The organism is Paenibacillus sp. FSL W8-0426 (assembly GCF_037969725.1).
GTDB lineage: Bacteria > Bacillota > Bacilli > Paenibacillales > Paenibacillaceae > Paenibacillus > Paenibacillus hubeiensis.
This window is the reverse complement of sequence record NZ_CP150203.1, coordinates 3,269,363-3,288,376: the sequence shown is the minus strand read 5'-3', so window position 1 is coordinate 3,288,376 and position 19,014 is coordinate 3,269,363. Positions and strand designations below refer to the sequence as shown.

The window sequence follows — 19,014 nt, the reverse complement described above, 5'->3', positions numbered from 1 at the left end:
TAAAATTTTGGGGTTAACCGGAATTTATGGCGGAAACAAAATCCAAACATTGGACTTAAAAATCGGAGAATATGGTGGTATTTTTCTGAAGACTTGATTTGTAGCGATATCTTAGTACAATGGTTTTATGACTACTCAAAAAATGATAAATGATGAACTCAGAGTCAAAATATTCAAGGCATTAGCCGATGAAACAAGATTGGACATCATACGAGCTCTATACACCAGCAGGAAGGAGATGAATTGTGGAGAAGTAGGAGACATTCGCGATACTACGAAATCGAATACTTCGTATCACTTGCGTGCTTTAAAGGAGGCGAAATTGATCAAGGTACGAAAAGAAGCCCAAACGAAGTATATGAGCATCGATTTGGAGACATTTCAAACTTACTTACCCGGATTTCTGGATACATTGTAGAAAGAAATTCTTTTTTTAATCATTAGTTCAATAATCTTTGAACTATAGAACTAACTATAAAGGGTGAATATAGAATGATCAAATTAACTGCTTTATTTTTCCTGATCATGTTTGTTATCGGTACGGATACGTTTTTGATTTCTCCGCTCATCCCCACTCTTCAGGACTTGTTTCATATCCCGACCGAATATTCGGGTTGGATGGTGGGGTCTTATGCTTTAGGTTATGCCATTTTTGCACTAATTGCTGGACCGCTTTCCGATGGTTGGGATCGTAAAAAAGTCATGCTTTCCGGCATGGTCTGCTTCTCGGTTTCAACGATATTATGCGGCTTTGCCACAGGTTTTTGGTCGATGTTCTTCTTCCGTTTTTTAGCCGGAGTCAGCGCAGCTTTTACGGCGCCTCAAGTCTGGGCCTCCATCCCCGCTCTGTTTCCAACCTCAAAAATCGCCAAAGTATCGGGAATCGTCATGGCAGGCTTGGCTTCATCCCAAGCGTTCGGCATCCCTATTGGAAGCCTGCTTGCCTCCACCCATTGGTCTTATCCCTTTTTTACGATCGGAGCATGTGCATTACTGGTTGCGGTATTTATCTTCTATGCTTTACCCGAAATGAAGCCGAATCAAAGCCCAAAAACAAAGACTCCGATGTTCAGCAGATACCTCCCCCTATTGAATAGCCGTATGGCGAGAAGGGCTTTCCTCGCTCATTTCTTATTTCAATGTGGATTTTTTGCTGCCTTTTCTTTCATTGGAAAATGGGTGACGGATCGCTTTCACCTTTCCATTGATCAAGCAGGGTACGTGATGTTTTTTCTTGGTCTCGGGAATATCGTCGGGAGCTTCGGCGGTGCCTATGTGATCAAAACGTTAAACCGTTTCAATACGCTGGTTGTGGGCTTTCTTGTCTCTATCGCATGTTTTATGGTCTTGCCTCACTTGCCATCGGTTGCGGTTTTCGAAAGTGTTTACTTTTTCATATTCGTTAATATGGGGATCGCTTTTCCCCTAATATTGGGAATGCTGAATTCATTAAATCCGACCATCCGCGGCACGATCTCCAGCTTGGCCAATTCAATCATGTACGCTGCGACCACGCTCGGTTCTTGGATCGCAGGCCTGATTTACGCGACTTTTAACGGTTTTTCCGCCGTAGGCATGTTTGCGGCCATATGCTTTGCCGGTTCGTTGTTATCTTTCATATTCAGCGGTATTCTGACCAGTCATACGAAAACAAAGAAGGAGTTTGCATCATAAATGATAGAAGAAATTCATATGGATCGTCTGAATCTTTCAAAATTCAACATCCTGAGTATTAGTGAGAAGGAATTTGATTTTCTAATACAAGTGGTGACGAACTCTCCACCTTTGGCTTGCCCTCATTGTGGATGTATAGCCAACCTCTACAAACACGATAGCAGGGAACAGGTCTGCATGGACCTACCTATTCACGGCAAGCGTGTAGGCCTTCTTATAAAACGTCAAAGATATCGCTGTAGAGACTGCAATCGAACCTTTTGGGAACACTTAGACCACACCATAGACGAAAAGCGAAACTGCACCAAACGATTATTGTCTTATATAGAGAAGCAAAGCCTTAAACGCACGTTTGTCAGCATATCCGAAGAGGTTGGATTGCATGAAAAAACGATACGTAACATCTTTCGTGATTACATCAATCGTCTTAAAGAAACGCATCGATATGAAACTCCTCATTGGCTTGGGATTGGCGAAATACACATCATTAAGCCAAGATGTGTTTTAACCAACATTGAGGAACGTACTTTGTTGGATGTTTTGCCCAATCGTAACAAGGAGACCGTTGTAGATTACCTCTTGCGTCTTCCAAATATAGGGGGAATCCGATACGTCACAATGAATATGTGGCAACCTTATAAGGATGCCGTGAGGGCTATATTGCCAAAAGCTCTTGTCATCGTAGATAAATTTCACGTTGTCCGTTTGGCAAACCAAGCGTTAGAAACCATACGTAAGCAGATCCTTGAAGGATTATCGCCAAAAGCACGCCGCAAGCTGATGCACGACCGTTTTATCCTCCTCAAACGCCATATAGAGCTTACAGAGACGGATAAAATTACGCTTGACCTTTGGACAAAAAATCACCCTCCTCTTGGCACTGCTTATGACTTAAAGGAATCATTTTTGGATATTTGGGATTGTGATAACAGACAGACGGCATTTCTTAAATACAACGAATGGAAAGTTAAAATACCAACTGAACTGCAATCCGCTTTTGAACCACTTACAATGGCTATGAAGTACTGGGAAGAGGAAATATTCGCCTGCTTCGAACATCGCATTTCAGATGCTTATACGGAATCTCTAAATAGCCTTATTCGAGTCATTAATCATTTAGGCAGAGGATACTCTTTTGAAGCCTTACGAGCCAAAATACTCTTTACAGAGGAACTTAAAAAGCAGCGTATGCCTAAGTACCAGAGACGGTTTGACAGCTACGATCTACGGGAGGATAACTTCCCGATGTTTAATATGCCGCCTATTGAAGTTGTTCGAGAGCCAGAAGAAATAATCTTCCTGGGCGTCGATTTTTCCACCTTGATCGAGAAATTGGAGAAGGACCAGCTATAAGCCCTTCTCCCTTTTGTCTCCTTGCAGGAACTATGAAGTGAAGCCTGAGTAATCTCCATTTTGAGTACCCCCCAATCATCGAGTTTCGCGCATCACGCCATTCTCATAAAAGCGTATCTTTTTTCTGGATCGTTCGGATGACGATATCTTGATTATGGTTTCCGAAACCGGCCCCATACAACGTTAACCCGCCCACATTTGCGGCATGCTCCTCGACGGAAAAACGAAGCGTCCAGAATAACTCTTCGAGCTTGACGTCTCTGATCGTTATGTTGGACATCCACTCGCCATCCATATACGTTCCCGCATGATCGATTCGAATCGTTTTCAACAATCCGTACTGGTTCACGTTTCTATGCCACCATGGGGGCGTATATTTTCCGCGGGCAGCTCTGCCGAAATCGGCAGGACTGGTCCAGGTTCCAAGTCGCACTCCATTAAACGCAAACGTAATGTCGGATGGCCAATCATCCCTCAATCCCGGCGCCTCGGAAGCGATTTCCATCGAAATTTCAATGGCGTCGGCCGTCTCCGCGGGCAGCAAGTAATTAGGCGTTTTATATTCGACATATCCTCTGCCAAACCATAAAATGGCCGCGTGAACACGTTCGGGATCAAGGAAGTACCGGGGATCGTCCCATACTCCGATTTCCTTCTCATGAGTCCCGAGCCCGCAAGTCGGATGCACCTCAAAAGCCGTATAATGCCCTACCGAAATCGTCTGTTCCTTCACGATATCCCTGACTGATCTGGCTGACGGCAGTTCGATCTCGATCGATTTCTGCTTCAGGAAACACATTTTATGCGTTCCGCCGTTGAGCCGAATTCTTCGGCTGCCGATGAGCTCGGCTTGCTCCAGTTTCCGTACGTGCATTGTCACGATGGAAGGACTAAGCTCCAGCCTGTCGGCGATATCCTTGACATTCATTTCGCCATCGGAGATGAGGTCCATGATCCTCCACCGCACTTCGCTTGCCAATGCTTCATATAACAGCATGTATTTCAAATCTCCATTTGTTTTCATTATTCGAATCTCTCCTTACTCTCCTTGTTGAAATCTTATTTATGTGAATCCAATGGATTTAAGTTGCAGATTCCATCACGGATTATTGTAAATTCACACGCTTTGTTGTTTAATTTTGATGATACCAATGGTTTGAATTCTTATCAACGTGAATTTAGTGAGGTGCATATTTAACATGAACTACAATAATCCTGTAATTAAAGGATTTTATCCGGACCCAAGCGTCTGCAAAGTAGGCGACACGTATTATCTCGTATGCAGTTCGTTTCAGTTTTTCCCTGGCGTACCCCTGTTTGAAAGTAAAGATCTGCTCAATTGGACGCAAATCGGGCATTGCCTGACTCGGACAAGCCAGGTGCAATTGGCAACGGTAAGCAGCTCCGGCGGCGTTTTTGCCCCGACGATCCGTCATAACAACGGGCGGTTCTACATGACAACGACCAATGACACGACCCGGCAAAATTTCTATGTGTGGACAGACGATATTTACGGTGAATGGTCGGACCCTGTTTACGTCGATCAAGGCGGGATTGATCCCGATTTGTATTTCGAAGACGGAAAAGCATTCTTCATGAGCAACGGCACGGATGAGCATGGCGTGGGCGGCATCATTCAGTGTGAAATCGATATCGAAACCGGCCGCAAGCTGACCCCAGGCCGCGTGATTTGGAGCGGAACGGGTGGTCGTTATTTGGAAAGCCCTCATTTGTATAAAATCAACGGAACGTATTATCTCATGGCTTCCGAAGGGGGTACGGAGTACGGTCATATGGTCACATATGCGAGAGGAGACTCCCCTTCTGGTCCGTTTGAAGCCTATCCGCACAACCCTGTGCTGACCAATCGCAATTTGGGTGGTTACGAGCTGCAGGGCGCCGGTCACGGGGACCTGGTTCAGGATGATCGCGGAAATTGGTGGATGCTGCATCTGGGCTTCCGCCAGATCGGACGCTGGCTGACTTATCACCATCTGGGACGGGAAGTGTTTCTTACTCCGGTTACTTTTGGTGAAGATGGGTGGTTTACGGCAGGACAGGATGGCACTACGCTGACCAGCTTCGAAACCGACCGGATTCCGGACGCCGTCGTGCAACAGGAGAAAACGGTATATACGTTTGAAAATACGGATTGGAACCTGGATTGGTGTTACCTTCGTCACCCCGATCCTGAACAATATGAACTTGCGTCCAACAAAGTTACGCTTAAAGGTACAGATATTACGTTGGATACGCCGCTATCCCCTACCTTCATCGGCTTACGTCAGAGAGATTTCAATGCGGTCATCACTTGCGACGTGACTTTGACGGACGGAGAAGCCGGCATTACGCTTTACATGGATGAAAATCACCATTATGACCTGGCCTTCCGCAAAGTCGGGAACGAGTACAAAGTGGCCAGACGGTTGAATGTCGGCGACATCAAATCCGTGGAGTCGGAGGAAAGCATAGGGACAAGCAATCACGCGACGCTGATTATCCGGGCAAGCGCTGAACGGTACGCCTTCCTGTTCAATTCGGACGGCAAAAATGTCGTTCTGGGGACGGCCCAAACCAGATACCTTTCTTCTGAGGTTGCCGGAGGATTTACAGGCGTACTTATCGGTCTATATGCACACGGGAAAGGGTCGGCGGCAACGTTCACGAATTTTAAATGCGAGTATCATTGAATTCATATCGGTGATTTTCCGAGTTCCTACATCCTGCTAAGTTGTTAAGGTTAAAGCTAAAAAGAGGGCTGCCATGGCATTGGCAGTCCTCTTTTTGAAATCGACTTTATGGTGCAGCAATTGCATGAATTACGCTAACATTCTAAACCAACTGAGCGAGATCGGACCTTGCAGCAACAGATATACATCGTGCCGTCCGGAAGGCAGGATCAATTCGCACGAAAAATCCCTCCATTCCTGATACCCTCCGGCAGAAATGTCGCATCTGCCAACGAGCGGTCCGTCCAATGCGTCAAGTCTGACCTCAATCGTTGCCTTTTCCGGACTTGCGGCCCGCAGTTCCATTATGCTAATACCTTCCTCCCACGATGCGTCCGCAAACAACAACCAACCCGTGTTTTCTATAACCTCGGTCGAACTTCCTCCCTCCCGGCATTCGCCGATCAAAACGCCGTGACATGCATCATAGTTGACGGCCCTTGTCAAAGACATCAGGTCGCGTGGAGGAATGGTCTCGGCAACGACCGTGAGCTGTTCTTCCAGTCGCAGGTCAGCGGAAGAAGAACCGATGATCAAGGAATATCGACCGCTTTCGATGCAGAACCGCTCCCGGGTGACATCCCAAATACGCAGTGATTCCAACGGCAGGCGGAATGTGACCTCTCTCGTTTCGCCAGGCAGCAACGAAATGCGCTGAAAATCGGCCAATTGCAGAAGCGGTCGTTTCACCCGCGAAGTACCTGCCCTCACATATAACTGCACAACTTCTTCGCCTGTTCGCGAGCTGGTATTAGTCAGACGGAAAGATATATCAACCGCCGTGTCTTGCCCAAGCTCGACTTGATTTACGGACATCCGCAGCGCTTCATAGTGAAAGGCGCTATAGGAAAGTCCATGCCCAAACGGGTACAGCGGCGTGCCTTCAAAGTATTGATAAGTCCGTCCACCCTGAATAATGTCATAGTCCATGAACGGCGGCAATTGCTCAACAGAGGAATACCACGTCATGTTTAGGCGCCCGGCAGGGTTGACGTCGCCGAACAGCACATCCGCAACGACCCGCCCAAGGTCCTGCCCCGTATGGGACGTGTATAGAATCGCGGGGACTTTGGCCTGCAATTCGTTCAACGCGAACGGATAACTGCCGACGACAACCACGATTGTATTCGGGTTGGCCTTCAGCACCTCCAGCACCAATTTTTCCTGCGAGGCAGGAAGCGTGATGTCAGGTCGGTCCATCGTTTCCTTGCCATTGATCAGCGGATGGTTCCCGACAAAAACAATGGCCGCGTCTGCTCCACTGGCAGCACGAACGGCTTCCTCTACGCCGATGCCTGCATACTCCAGCTCAAACGGCTCGGCGGTCGCTGCATTGGTTTTGGCCACTTCCGCCGCGCCGCCAACATTGATTTCGTTCGTTGTTTCGGCAGCGGTTCCGTCACCGACGACGAGCCATTCGGTTTGTTCGTCCACGTTAAGTGCGGTATCATTCCATGTGGAGATGGTAGCCAATGACTTGTTTGGATTCAACGGATGAATCAGGAACACTTCCTTGGTGAACCATTCCCAGATCCGGTCGGCTGAAGCGTAAACATGTCTGTCGTCCGTCGTTAAATACCGGCCATTTCGTTCCGCCCGTAAGGTATGGCTCCCCCATCCCCAATCGGTGGTTTCAAAGATATCGGCTTCTTCCTTGGTAACGCCGGAAGCCGCGAGCGTTTCCTTTCCGTCACTGACCTTCCGTACATATTTTCCGCTTCGCGTCGACTTGAGTCTGATGCGGTCCGAGCCGCCGGAGAAACGAACCTCTGCTTCGTTTCCTTCTGTGACAAGACGATCCTGGATTCCTTGCAGCGGGCTGACCGCGTATGGAATCGTTCCGCTGTACCAATCGCTGTAAACGGCATCGGCAAGTGGACCGATGACGGCGATTTTGCTGATTTTGCTTGCTTGAAGCGGCAAGGTCTCTTTATCGTTTTTGAGCAGAACGACCGCTTTTTGCGCGGCTTCACGCGCCAATTCCGCATGCGAGGATTTCAAAATATGCGACTCCCCCACCGCGGCATACGGATTTCGTTCCTCGGGATCGAATTCTCCCAGCCTGAATCGCACGCGGAACGTGTTCTGCAATGCCGTGTCGAGATCGTTTTCGGTCAGCAGCCCATCCTCAAGCGACAAGCGGATCGCCTCTGTCACGACATTGGCCTCATCCGTTATACTGTCGATACCGCCTTCCCGAATCGACCGTGCCACGGCCTCTTTGACGGTGTCGACGTAATGATGATCCCTCATCGTCCCCGTTACATCAAATGCATCGCTCACCACGAAGCCGTTCATCCCCCACTCGCCCTTCACGACGTCGTTAACCAAGGGGCTAAGATTCACAGGCACGCCGTTGATCGCGTTATACGCCGTCATCATCGACAGAGCTCCCCCTTCCTTAAACGGAATCTCGAACGCTTTCAAATAATATTCGCGCAAATTCCGCGGATCCAGGCTAACGGAGGCCTCTCCCCGATCAACCTCGTTATTGTTGCCGATAAAATGTTTCAACGTTGCGACCGATTTCAAATAAAAGGGATGGTCGCCCTGCATGCCTTTCACCAACGCTGCGGCTAATTTGCCGGCAAGCACGGGATCTTCCCCGTATGCCTCCTCGGTTCTGCCCCAACGCGGGTCCCGCTCCATGTCCACCGTCGGCGCCCATAACGTTAATCCGTTATGCTCCGGATTCCGCTGATAAAAACCTCTCGCTTCATCTCCGATCGCGCTTCCGATCCGTTGCAGCAAGTCCTTGTCCCAGGTGCACGCCAAACCGATCGGCTGGGGATAATTGGTCGACTCGCCAAGCCAGGCTATACCGTGAGCGGCTTCCGTGCCGTGCTTGTACGGCTTGATGCCAAGCCTTTCTATGCCTGCTTGATATTGTGGCATCAGTTCGATTTTTTCTTGCAACGTCAAACGCGAAACCAGATCGTTCACCCGCTCTTCGAGGGCAAGATCCGGATTCCAATACGGAAATGTTTTGTCCAAGTCTGTGTGCATGCCGTCACTCCTTCATTTCTGTCTGAATCACTGTTTCACTCGTTCAAAAAGTCCATTGCATTTCAGCATGAATTGAACGGGTGTACACCGATTTTTGGATAGGCTCGAATATTCATTATACTTCACATCCGAGCCGCTCTTCTGGATTTTAAGGTCGTGAATTAGCATGATCTGGACAGCATTTCGTTAGAACATGATGTAAGCCGACTTTTCGCCTTACAGGATGATATCTTTTACGAGCGTCATAGGGTTCGAAAACGTCAAAGCTGATCCCCATTTTGAAAATCCAGCTTGGTTTGCAGCAGTTGTTGCAGGTCGGCTGTGGCGGCCGAATTGTTCGGCTGAAAAGCATCGCCGCTCATGTAGGAAACAATGCTTCGGCGCAGCTGCTTTGCCGCGGGCCTTGCGCCCAAATCGTTAACGATGTCGATTCCGCAGACCATAAGCTTGCCCGGGCCAACCCGGCATTCAAACAGATTGGTCAGCTTGCGGTTATGATAAAAATTCGGAATCACCTGTACGATCAGCTCTGTGCTGCCGGGAAATTCATCGAGACACAACGACACGGAGCGATCCAGCAGCTCCTTCCAGTGATGTTCGGCATACGATTTCGTCGGGAACGAAGCAAAGACGGGATGGTGTTCACCGACATAAATGCCGCATGGATCTTCAGTGGCGAAATGCACAGGACTCCAAAAGACGGGAATAGATTTGCCTGGAAAGGTATGATGAGCCTCGGCATTTACGGTATATAATACCGATCCGCCGTCTCCAAGCCTTTGCTCGGTTTCTTCGTTCCAAACGTCCGTTATCCATATGTTTGTTTGATCACGGGCAGTTTCTTCTTCCGAATCGCTGAATACCCAGATCGGCCACTCGTTCCGTATCGTTCCACCTTTGGATTGAATGAGGACGGTTAATCTTACGCTTGTTTTCACTTTATGAAAAGCGTTTGAAGAAATCGAGCCGATCGGAATGCCCGATCCTTGCCCGATATCCGATGTATGGATTACACCGTGGTCCAACACTTCGCCCTGCTCGTTCGCGATGCTCCATATCCAATCGCATGACCGCAAAACTTGCGGACCGAAATGGGCAATACACACTTGGGCGGAAAACGCTTCTCCGTGTGTGAAAATACGCTTCGGCATCTTCAGCAGCAGCACCGTTTCATTGCAAAATGTCCGGAATTGTTCCGGTTCAATCAACCCTTTGGACTCCCAAAACGCATTCAAAACACCGACCGTTGCCGTGCTCTGACCCGGAAAATCGTGCAGATCCAGCAGTTGAAACCCGCCTTGACCGGGCGTTCGCAGCGCTGCTTCGATTTCTTCGCGATACAGTTGAAGGGCAAGCATCCCCGAGCCGTAGACGAACTTCTTAATGTCGCCCAGCATCCCTTTGCGCTCCAGATCGGCTCTAATCGCTTCCAGGTTAACCGGCCTGAGCACGCCCGTATATTTGTGGATTTCCTCCACGTCGGGATATACCGCATATTGGCCGATTTCGTGACTCAGCAGCGGCACGTTTCGCTGCGCAACGGCCTCTCTGAAATCGAGCATTGTAGCGCCCGACAGTGCATCCGGAAAATATTGCCCCCTCGCACCGATTCCGTCGACCGTTTGTGCGCAAAACAAATCATCCGCCGGGTCCAGCGGCCGGTCCCAGTTCGAGGTCAGCGTGTATACGCGCCGATCGTCATTTGCTTTCAACTCCGCAATGATGCGATGAAGAAGATGGAAATCCCCGTTTAGTTCATTGCCGTTGCTGAACAAACAAAACGATGGATGATTTCCATATTCATGAATAATGCGCCCAGCTTCCTTCGGCAAATAGTCGTAGTGTTCCGGGTGGGCACCAACGGGCGTATTCCACGTGTCCAACCATGCCGGCCCTTCGGCCTGCACATAGATGCCGAGCTGATCCGCTGCATCGAACGCGGCTTCGGGCGGGCACCATGAATGGAAACGAACATGGTTTAACCCATAGTCCTTCACGATTTGGAAAAGGCGCAGCCAGGCCGAAAGGTCTGTTGGCGGATAGCCTGTCAGCGGAAAGATACAGCATTCCAGCGTTCCCCGCAGGAAGGTTGGGCGTCCATTTATTGCGAAATGGGTCCCCACGGCAGTAAACGAGCGCATGCCGAAACGCTGCTTTTGCTCTATTTTCGTGGATTCCGCTGGCGTTGTCACCGTCGACTCGACATTCATTTCATAGAGATGGGGACTGAATTCATCCCACGGCTGAACATGGTCGTCCTGCATATCACAGAACCATTCGAAAGGAACCGAGCTATAAGGGGGAAGCGTTGACTTATACGGATCGCTGTTCGTTTGAAGCCATTCGGAACACTCCAGGGACCGTACAGACAGCCGTGATGATACTTCCGCATGGCTTGCTGTCGTATTCGTCCACATTCCCGTTACCTTGATCCTGCTGTTGTGCATATCCGGAAAGATCCGCATTTCTTGCAGATAGATCGGATGCATCGCTTGCATTTCGATGCGGCCGATCATGCCGTTCCAGATCGTTTGCGTTTCATCGGTGTAGGCGCTTGGATGCTGGCCTAACCGATGAATATCCCGGTTATCGATACAGATCATGATTCTGTTGGTCCCGCCTGGCAGGATGAACGGAGTTACATCGAAACGATGCGGAACCGAAAGACTGTCCTGCTCACCTGCAAGATGACCGTTGACCCATAGGGTGGATTGGACCATTACCCGTTCGATAAAAAGAACCATGTGCCGCCCCGCCCACGCTTCCGGAACAAGAACCTCTTTTGCATACCAGGCCTTGCCTACATAGCTATAGCGCGGCCTCAGGGAACGCACGGTTTCGCGATTCATCTCGTCGCCCCAAACCCTCTCGTCGCCGATGCCGTTCTCCGCCAATGTGCCCGGAAGCTGCAGCGTCCCCTCCTCATAGGGAGTGAGATCGCCGGACCACCCCTCCTGATGGCCGATATCATTCGGATCCAACGCATATGCCCATGCTCCTGCCAAATTCAAACACGTCATTTCCTGCTGAGCTTTTATCATTGTTCTACCTCCACACCAAGATGGCGAATGACTTGAACAAACAAATCTTTATACTGGACATCCGGTGTTTATTGTAAGATAGAGCATATGGGAAAGGAATGATGATATGGCTGAAAATCCTAACAATCCTGCTATGGCAAAAAACGATGAACAGTATACGCACCCACCGGGCATCCTCGTATCGGATTATTATCGCATGCCTTACGGTTACACGTGTTATCGACCAAACGGAACGAAAGACTGGCTGATCATGTATACACTTTCCGGAAAAGGTGTGGTCAACCATGAAGACCATGGGTTTCTTGAGTGTGCGGAGGGGACGGTTACCATTATTCCGCCTGGGGTTAAACATCACTTTTATACAGAACAACATGAAGTCTGGGAGAAAATGTGGGCCCACTATACTCCCCGCATGGCTTGGTCGGACTGGTTGCCGGCAAGCCAAACAGACGGGGCGATTTACCACCTGCAGATTGACAGCACGCAGACTCGTGCATCCATTGAACATGCATTCCGCCGCATCCTCTCGTATCGCGTCGAGCCCGTAATCGCCTTTCAAGAGGAGCTTATGTTAAATGCCCTGGAAGAGATCATTTTGATTTTGGCCAGCCAGCATGCCGATCGAAAGCTTCTCGATCCCAGAGTGAAAGAAGTGCTGAATATTCTTGCGCTCCATTTTGCAGAAAACCATCTGATCGAAGATTTGGCGAATCAAGTATTCCTTTCTCCTTCCCGGCTGTCCCACCTGTTTAAAGAGCAGGTCGGAGATTCCATCGTCGCAACGCTGAACAAATATCGGCTGAAGCAGGCGGAGAAGCTGCTGCGTTATACGCAGCGCCCAATTACGGAGATTGCGCTGAGCGTGGGCTTTCACTCGCCCGATTACTTTACTCGAATGTTCACTCAATATTACGGCGTCAAACCGTCGCAATATCGTAAACAGCGCGCGGCATCCCTATAAACGGAACGTCATCTTTTGAAAAATGCTCCAGCCGAAATAAAAAACCGCTGAAACGCGGTTTTCTGTCCAAATAAAGAGCTTCAGTTGGTTATGCGATATCCTTGGGGATGACTCCGTCTTTTTCCTGCCCAAAGGGAGTATTCTGTTCATCGCTGGGTCTGGCCCACCGGATCAATGATCGCGAGATCATAACTCCGATAAGCACTGCAATCATTGCATTTAATAATCCAAAATGCTCTCCAAGGAACCCCAAAGCGGGCGGCCCCACCAATGATGCGATATAACCTGAAGTTGCTACAGCGCCTACTCTTGCCGCTGCCCCTTCAGGTTCATCCCCTGCTGCAGACAGACCCACCGGAAAACCTAACGAGGCTCCAAGCCCCCAAAGAACGACACCCATCGCAGACAGAATATAATGTTGACCCCAGATCACGAGCACCAAACCGAGAACGGCTGAAATGGCACATCCCGCGAGTACCCGCACTCTTCCATACCGATCTAGGATCCAACCGCCTGCAAAGCGCCCAATGGTCATAGCTGCAACAAACAACCCATAGATAAATGAGCCTGTTAATGCACTAACGCCATAACCATCGACCATAATGAGCGGTAACCAATCGTTCGCAGATCCCTCGGCAAATGCCATGCCCAGAACCATGACCCCGATCAACAACGTTCGTTTTTCCGTCCAAACCTTAAGCTGTTTTTTGAACGCGCCCCCTTTGTGACCGACCGTCTGTGCAGGTTCCTTGCCTGTCGCCTCCGGAAGATATCGAAAGCAGTACCATAACGTAACGGCAATCAACAAGGCAAGCACGGAAAAGTGTACGATAATCGGAAGTTGAATCGCTTCTGCACCTACTCCAATGGCTGCCCCCGCTAATGTACCTACGCTAAAGAAGCCATGAAAAGCAGGCAGCAAAATCTTGTTCAATGCCTTTTCGACCGCCGAACCTTCCATATTCAGCCCTACTTCAGCCGCACCGAACCCGCACCCAAATATAAATAGGCCGACCATGACGATCGCCGTAACTTTTACGCTCGCGCCGATGCCAATAGCAACAAACCCGATGACGATCATCAAAGAACTTATCATAATGACCAAACGCGCACCTTTGCGGGCAATGACGGATCCAGCCGTAAGCAATCCGGTGAGCGAACCGATGGCCAAAGCGAAAATAATGATTCCCATTCCTGCCGTAGACACGTTCAACGCATCCCGGACGGCGGGAGTTCGCGCTACCCAGGAAGCGAAAGATAACCCTGGCAAGGCAAACAACAGAAATAATATATTACGAATCATGCACTGCTGATGTAATGCTGTCGTCATTTGTGTTACCCTCCTATTCTTCGAATGTGGTCATGCATACTCCGACATTCTTTCTTTTTATATTTTTATAATACTTTTAATAAGTATTAATTTATATGAGATTGCTCTGGATGTCTACCTGTTTTTTCCGCAACTCATTGTTCGCATTCGGTGAGAATATGCCTGCCTCAAAGCAAAAAAGCCGCTAATTCAGCGACTTTCCACAGCAACACGTTCCCCGAAAAGATCGTTCTCCGATGGCGATAACGCTTGAACGAAGGATCGAAGGGTGTTGGTATAAAAAATATCTTTCCTGCGGATGAATACGGTGGACACATTGTTAAACGGTTCAGGAATGCAGTATGCATGCAGCTTGCCATCATTGATCCATGGACTGACGGACGATTTCGGAACGATTGTAATTCCGATGCCGGCCGCGACGCTTCCGATGATCGTTTCGAAGGTTCCGAACTGCATTACTTTCCGAGGAATGATGCCCTCGGCTTTTAACCAACCTTCCAGCCTTTCGCGATAACTGCATCCTTTATTGAATAACAATAGCGGTATCGTTGCGGCATCTTCGATCACAAAGGAATCACTCTTTGCCACGATGATGAGTTCTATGGTCTTGTTCCCGGGAACGATCGCTTTGCTAAGCTGGAATGCGGGCATGAAATGGCTTTCGCCTGTCAATGGCATTCTGTTCATCAGTTTGGTGCCTGTAACAACGTTCATTGTCATGGCGTTTCAGGGATATTCCATCAGCATGAATGAATTTTACGGTGCCCTGCTCGTCATTTTTGCTTTGATCCAGAATAATGTATATCAGCGCAAACCTTTGAAAATAAGCAGGTCAATTGACGCATAGCGGAAAGTTCCGTTCATTTTTATGCAAGAAGATTGCACCAGGTTTTCCCTGTACAAAAAGCAAAAAAGAGCCGCAAATGCTTGCTGCTCTTTTTCCGCATCGTCGATAAGATTAATACTCTCCCTTGATCACAAAAAACGAACCGCGGATCGTTCCGGCTAATTTGGACTTTTGCCGCGCAAACTTAAATTTCCCTTCAAGCTCTTGTGGAATCTCCATGCCTTCCGAAAGCTTCAAACCGACGGCCCGCTTCTTGGGGTCATCCACCGTATACATCACATTAAGTCCAAGGCCGTCTTCATAGAACACGTAAGTAAATAAAATATTGTCTACTTGGAAGCGCGACGTCTCAAGCGGTTTGGCTGCAAACGTCAAATCACGCTCCTCCTTTAAAATGCGGTTCACGTAATCCAGCACGTCCTGACTTTCGCTTGCAGGCACAACCGTAAATTCATGCTTGTACTTGTTCATGAAATATCTGGCTTCATTGGCGCGCAAGCCCGCAAGAGCGGCAGCCACTGGCGACGATTCCAAACCAACCGTGGACACCTCTTTAAAATCAACGATATATGACATCTGCGTCTCTCCTTAAAATGTTTTCTCTTATTTATTTTCTGACAACCGGAATCCACATTTCGCCAAAGACCGTTCCGTCCCGCTGCCCCATCTCTACCGTTGTATTCGGTCCGCCGACATAGGCCACATGATCTGCTTCAGGCAGCGCTTGACCAAAGGCAATGCCGGTGAGCAGCTGGTTGAGCTCCTCCGCCGTCTTCGCTTCCCCTTTGACGACGAGGTATTCCCCTTTCGGAAACTGGATGACTCTCGTAATATCCGGCATGGATGCATCGGTCATGACACCCGCATAATGCATCATCTTGTTGTTTACTGCTTCGTTTACTGCAAAAATATAGTCGTTCGTGGCAATGGATTTTAACGCTTCAAGCTTCCCATTGTCTTCGATCGCCGTCCAGAAATCGGACTTCTCTTTGTTTATGCCGACATAGTCCGTATAGTCGCTTTTCAGCTCCACGCCGATCCCCGATACCATAAAACTTTCTTTTTGCTCCAACGTATAATTTGCCATTTTTATAACCTGCCTTTGTTTGGGTTTGATCAGGGCTTTGTCTTATCCCTTGATAGGTTTATAATAACCTTAAATCATGTCAGAAAATGAAACTGTTTAGGAGGCTGCATGAAAAAAGTTGAACGGGTTAATACGATGATGCGGTATATCAACAATCGTTCCCGCTTTACCATCTCGGAAATCATGCGGGAATTCGATATTTCCCGTTCGACGGCCATCCGGGACATCAAGGAAATTGAATCCATGGGCATGCCGCTTGTGGCTGAGGTTGGGCGGGACGGCGGATATTTTGTCATGAACAACTCGGTCCTGCCAGCAGCCCGCTTTACCGACAATGAGATCAAAGCGCTGTTCATCGCCTTTATGGCGACAAGAAATCAACAGCTGCCTTATCTTCAGAGCCGCCAGTCTTTGGCGGAAAAGCTGCTTGGCCTTATTTCGCAAAATCAGCAGGACGACCTTGTCCTGTTGAATCAACTGCTGCTTTTTGAAGGAACGAACCCCCATCATCCCGATCTGCTTGACCTTTCGGATCTTCCCCATCCGATGCTGGAGCAAATCATTCACATGCTGCTTTCGGATCGCTGTTTGACGGTTGCCGTCCAGGAAGGCCAGCAAATAAAAACGGTTCAGCTGTACCTTTTGCATCTTCATCGCGAAAACAGTCTTTGGCTGATGGAGGGATTTGATTTAATGGAGGAGCAGCGTCGGATTATCCCTGTCGATCACGTTGTAGAGGCCGAACCGTTTCAACCTAAAAAAAGGGTCAGCGCAAAAAAGATCATGGAAGCCTTACACGAGCAGAAACAAAAAAGCAACCTGACCCTTGAGCTCGGCCCCAAAGCCATTGCGCAGTTTCGCAAATACCATCCCTTGAAAGCTTCGCTTGCTTATACCAATCCGTTCCAGACCACGGCGCTGCTCAAAATGTATGTGCAAGTCGATCATCCCGAGGAGCTAACCGAAATCGCGAACTGGCTGTTATTTTTAGGCGAAGACATCCAATTCAAGGAAGTGCCTGAAGAGGTGTTGTACAGCGTAAAAAACAGGCTAGGGTCATTCTGCCCTTAAGCAGGGACCGGGCATGCGGCTGACCTTTGCGAAAGGCGCTTTTTCCGACCCATCAAACGCGGCTCCCTAGCCTTCATCTTCGCCAGTATCGATTCGTTTATTCAGCGGTATGTGTACGGTGAACGTCGCACCTTTACCCGGTATACTGGAAACAGCGACCGTACCGTCATGCATGTCCACGATTTTATGCACGATCGACAGGCCCAGCCCGCTGCCGCCCAAGGCACGGGTCCGCGATTCGTCCGCTTTGTAGAAACGCTCAAAAATCCGAAGCTGGTCCTGAAGGGCGATACCGGGTCCGCTATCCGTAATACGGACCGATACGTTTTCTTCGCTTTGCGTAAGTAAAACATCGATTTTTCCGCCCGGTGGCGTAAACTTGATTGCATTATGGAGAAGGTTGACCCACACCTGAATCATCAAATCCTCATCAGCGGTGATTTCAAGCTCTTCCATCTCCACGTTCATATCGATTTTTTTGTCGTCCCATTGGGGCTCGCAGGCCAGAATCAGCGTAACCAATTGTCGGTCCAAACGGTACGTGGTTTGATGTGATGCGTGTTCCGAGGCGTCCAGGACGGCAAGCTTCATTAAGTTATCGCTGAGTCTGGACAGACGGACGCACTCCGTTTCAATGATCGTCAAATACTGGTCACGCTGCTCCTGGTCCATCTTTTTGTCCTTCAGTGCTCTTGCAAACCCGATGATAGAGGTCAGTGGCGATCCAATTTCATGGGACACGTTCGAAATGAACTCCTGACGCAAATCCTCCATCGCTTTGAGCTTCGCCGCCATGTCATTGATGCTTTCCACCAATTGGGCATAAGGATGTGTATGTCCCTGTCTCCCGCCTCGACGGGCAAACGCCGCATCCAGATTCACGCGAAAATCCCCCCGGGAAATACTCTTCAGTGCCTGAATCAATTCATTAAAATGCTCATTATCCCTACCCTTAACCAGTGGACCGATGCAAGTAATGCCTATACCAAAGAGGATGAACCCGAGCATGGCATTGATCAGAAAAGCGATGAGCTCATGCGGTTCCCACGGGATCAGGGAATATACGCTTCTCGTAATATAGAAGGCCGCGGTCCAACAGGCAAACAGCGCCAGGGATACCAGAATGATGTTTCTGGCCATATGAAGAAATCCGGATTCCCGCTTCATGTCCTGATCTCCAAGCGATACCCTAGTCCTCGCATCGTACGAATGACGAAAGCATGCTCTTCCTCGGGAAACCGTTCACGAAGCCGCTTGATATGCACATCAACCGTTCGTTCGTCCCCTTCGTAATCATACCCCCAAATTTTTTCGATTAACTGATCGCGTGTAAACGTTTTGCCTGGATAACTTGCCAGGGTAAACAGTAATTCAAATTCCTTACGCGGGAGAACCATATCCTGTTCGCCATTTTTGCATTCAAACGTATCTCCCCGCATGACCAGCCTGCCGAGAACGATCACTTGTGAAGTCATGATATGATATCGTTTCAGCAGCGCCTTCACCCGCGCGACGAGCACCAGCGGATCAAAAGGCTTCACCAGGTAATCATCCGTACCCAGCGAAAATCCTTTGACAATCTGCGAGGTTTCCCCCTTGGCCGTTAACATCAGGAGAGGCAGGTCCGTCTGCTGCCGCAGTTGGCGGCATAACTCCCATCCGTCCATGCCCGGCATCATGATGTCGAGAACGACCAAATCAACCTTGTGATCATCGAGCACACGCAGCGCATCCAGGCCATCCACGGCCTCGATGACGTGCAAACCTTCTTGTTGCAAAAAATGCTTAACGAGTTCCCTGATATGCGGGTCGTCGTCTACGACCAGTATGCTTGCCAATGTGAGCACCTCCATTTCCAACCTTGCCCTATGCCACAAATCCTGTCAAGAAAGAGACGCCATGCCGAGAAGACATC

15 protein-coding genes and 1 pseudogene are annotated in these 19,014 nt (G+C 49.0%); 7 read left to right on the top strand and 9 right to left on the bottom strand.

What is annotated here, in order from left to right:
- Window positions 1-127 precede the first annotated feature (127 nt).
- From MKY59_RS14870 to MKY59_RS14860, 3 genes are all read left to right on the top strand, one after another.
- Window positions 128-418: a metalloregulator ArsR/SmtB family transcription factor gene (locus MKY59_RS14870; protein WP_236414051.1), complete on the top strand. Its 291-nt coding sequence runs from the start codon at window positions 128-130 to the stop codon at window positions 416-418.
- Window positions 419-492: 74 nt separating this feature from the next.
- Window positions 493-1,674: an MFS transporter gene (locus MKY59_RS14865; protein ID WP_339278197.1), complete on the top strand. Its 1,182-nt coding sequence runs from the start codon at window positions 493-495 to the stop codon at window positions 1,672-1,674.
- On the top strand, window positions 1,675-3,027 hold the full coding sequence (locus tag MKY59_RS14860) for an ISL3 family transposase (RefSeq protein WP_339278196.1): 1,353 nt from the start codon (window positions 1,675-1,677) through the stop codon (window positions 3,025-3,027). It abuts the gene before it with no gap.
- A 103-nt stretch (window positions 3,028-3,130) separates the two neighbouring features.
- On the opposite strand, the gene MKY59_RS14855 is transcribed toward MKY59_RS14860, so the two are convergent.
- Window positions 3,131-4,054: an ArsR family transcriptional regulator gene (locus MKY59_RS14855; RefSeq protein ID WP_339278397.1), complete on the bottom strand. Its 924-nt coding sequence runs from the start codon at window positions 4,052-4,054 to the stop codon at window positions 3,131-3,133.
- A gap of 172 nt (window positions 4,055-4,226) precedes the next feature.
- Between MKY59_RS14855 and MKY59_RS14850 the strand changes: the two genes are divergently transcribed.
- Window positions 4,227-5,717, top strand: a complete 1,491-nt coding sequence (locus MKY59_RS14850) for a glycoside hydrolase family 43 protein (protein ID WP_339278195.1) — start codon at window positions 4,227-4,229, stop codon at window positions 5,715-5,717.
- Window positions 5,718-5,846: 129 nt separating this feature from the next.
- On the opposite strand, the gene MKY59_RS14845 is transcribed toward MKY59_RS14850, so the two are convergent.
- Together MKY59_RS14845 and MKY59_RS14840 are read right to left on the bottom strand one after the other, a co-directional pair.
- The gene (locus tag MKY59_RS14845) at window positions 5,847-8,762 is read right to left on the bottom strand and encodes a glycoside hydrolase family 3 C-terminal domain-containing protein (RefSeq protein WP_339278194.1); all 2,916 of its coding nucleotides are present in this window, start codon (window positions 8,760-8,762) and stop codon (window positions 5,847-5,849) included.
- Window positions 8,763-9,022: 260 nt separating this feature from the next.
- Window positions 9,023-11,803 carry a sugar-binding domain-containing protein gene (locus tag MKY59_RS14840; protein ID WP_339278193.1) on the bottom strand — a complete coding sequence of 927 codons (2,781 nt, stop codon included), beginning with the start codon at window positions 11,801-11,803 and terminating at the stop codon, window positions 9,023-9,025.
- Between the two features lie 106 nt (window positions 11,804-11,909).
- On the opposite strand from MKY59_RS14840, the gene MKY59_RS14835 reads away from it, so the two are divergent.
- Entirely contained in the window at window positions 11,910-12,764 is an 855-nt protein-coding gene (locus tag MKY59_RS14835; RefSeq protein ID WP_339278192.1) for a helix-turn-helix domain-containing protein, read from the top strand.
- 88 nt (window positions 12,765-12,852) lie between these two features.
- Here MKY59_RS14835 and MKY59_RS14830 read toward each other — a convergent pair whose 3' ends face one another.
- Window positions 12,853-14,094 (bottom strand): MFS transporter, encoded by a 1,242-nt coding sequence (locus MKY59_RS14830; protein ID WP_339278191.1) that lies wholly within the window; start codon window positions 14,092-14,094, stop codon window positions 12,853-12,855.
- A 189-nt stretch (window positions 14,095-14,283) separates the two neighbouring features.
- The gene (locus tag MKY59_RS14825; RefSeq protein ID WP_339278190.1) at window positions 14,284-14,745 is read right to left on the bottom strand and encodes a LysR substrate-binding domain-containing protein; all 462 of its coding nucleotides are present in this window, start codon (window positions 14,743-14,745) and stop codon (window positions 14,284-14,286) included.
- Here MKY59_RS14825 and MKY59_RS14820 point away from each other — a divergent pair.
- A pseudogene (locus MKY59_RS14820) lies at window positions 14,687-14,941 on the top strand (transporter); the annotation flags it as partial. The gene MKY59_RS14825 and the pseudogene MKY59_RS14820 sit on opposite strands and share 59 nt — an antisense overlap.
- A 111-nt stretch (window positions 14,942-15,052) precedes the next feature.
- Here the strand turns inward: MKY59_RS14820 and MKY59_RS14815 are convergent.
- A complete protein-coding gene (locus tag MKY59_RS14815; protein ID WP_339278189.1) occupies window positions 15,053-15,517 on the bottom strand; it encodes a phage tail protein in 465 nt (154 codons plus the stop codon).
- 31 nt (window positions 15,518-15,548) lie between these two features.
- Window positions 15,549-16,028, bottom strand: a complete 480-nt coding sequence (locus tag MKY59_RS14810) for a GyrI-like domain-containing protein (protein ID WP_339278188.1) — start codon at window positions 16,026-16,028, stop codon at window positions 15,549-15,551.
- A gap of 108 nt (window positions 16,029-16,136) precedes the next feature.
- Between MKY59_RS14810 and MKY59_RS14805 the strand changes: the two genes are divergently transcribed.
- Window positions 16,137-17,099, top strand: coding sequence for an HTH domain-containing protein (locus tag MKY59_RS14805; protein WP_339278187.1), 963 nt, complete (start codon window positions 16,137-16,139; stop codon window positions 17,097-17,099).
- Between the two features lie 66 nt (window positions 17,100-17,165).
- On the opposite strand, the gene MKY59_RS14800 is transcribed toward MKY59_RS14805, so the two are convergent.
- On the bottom strand, window positions 17,166-18,266 hold the full coding sequence (locus tag MKY59_RS14800; protein ID WP_339278186.1) for a HAMP domain-containing sensor histidine kinase: 1,101 nt from the start codon (window positions 18,264-18,266) through the stop codon (window positions 17,166-17,168).
- Window positions 18,263-18,937, bottom strand: a complete 675-nt coding sequence (locus tag MKY59_RS14795; RefSeq protein WP_339278185.1) for a response regulator transcription factor — start codon at window positions 18,935-18,937, stop codon at window positions 18,263-18,265. Before MKY59_RS14795 ends, MKY59_RS14800 begins: the two co-directional genes overlap by 4 nt.
- Between the last annotated feature and the right edge of the window lie 77 nt (window positions 18,938-19,014).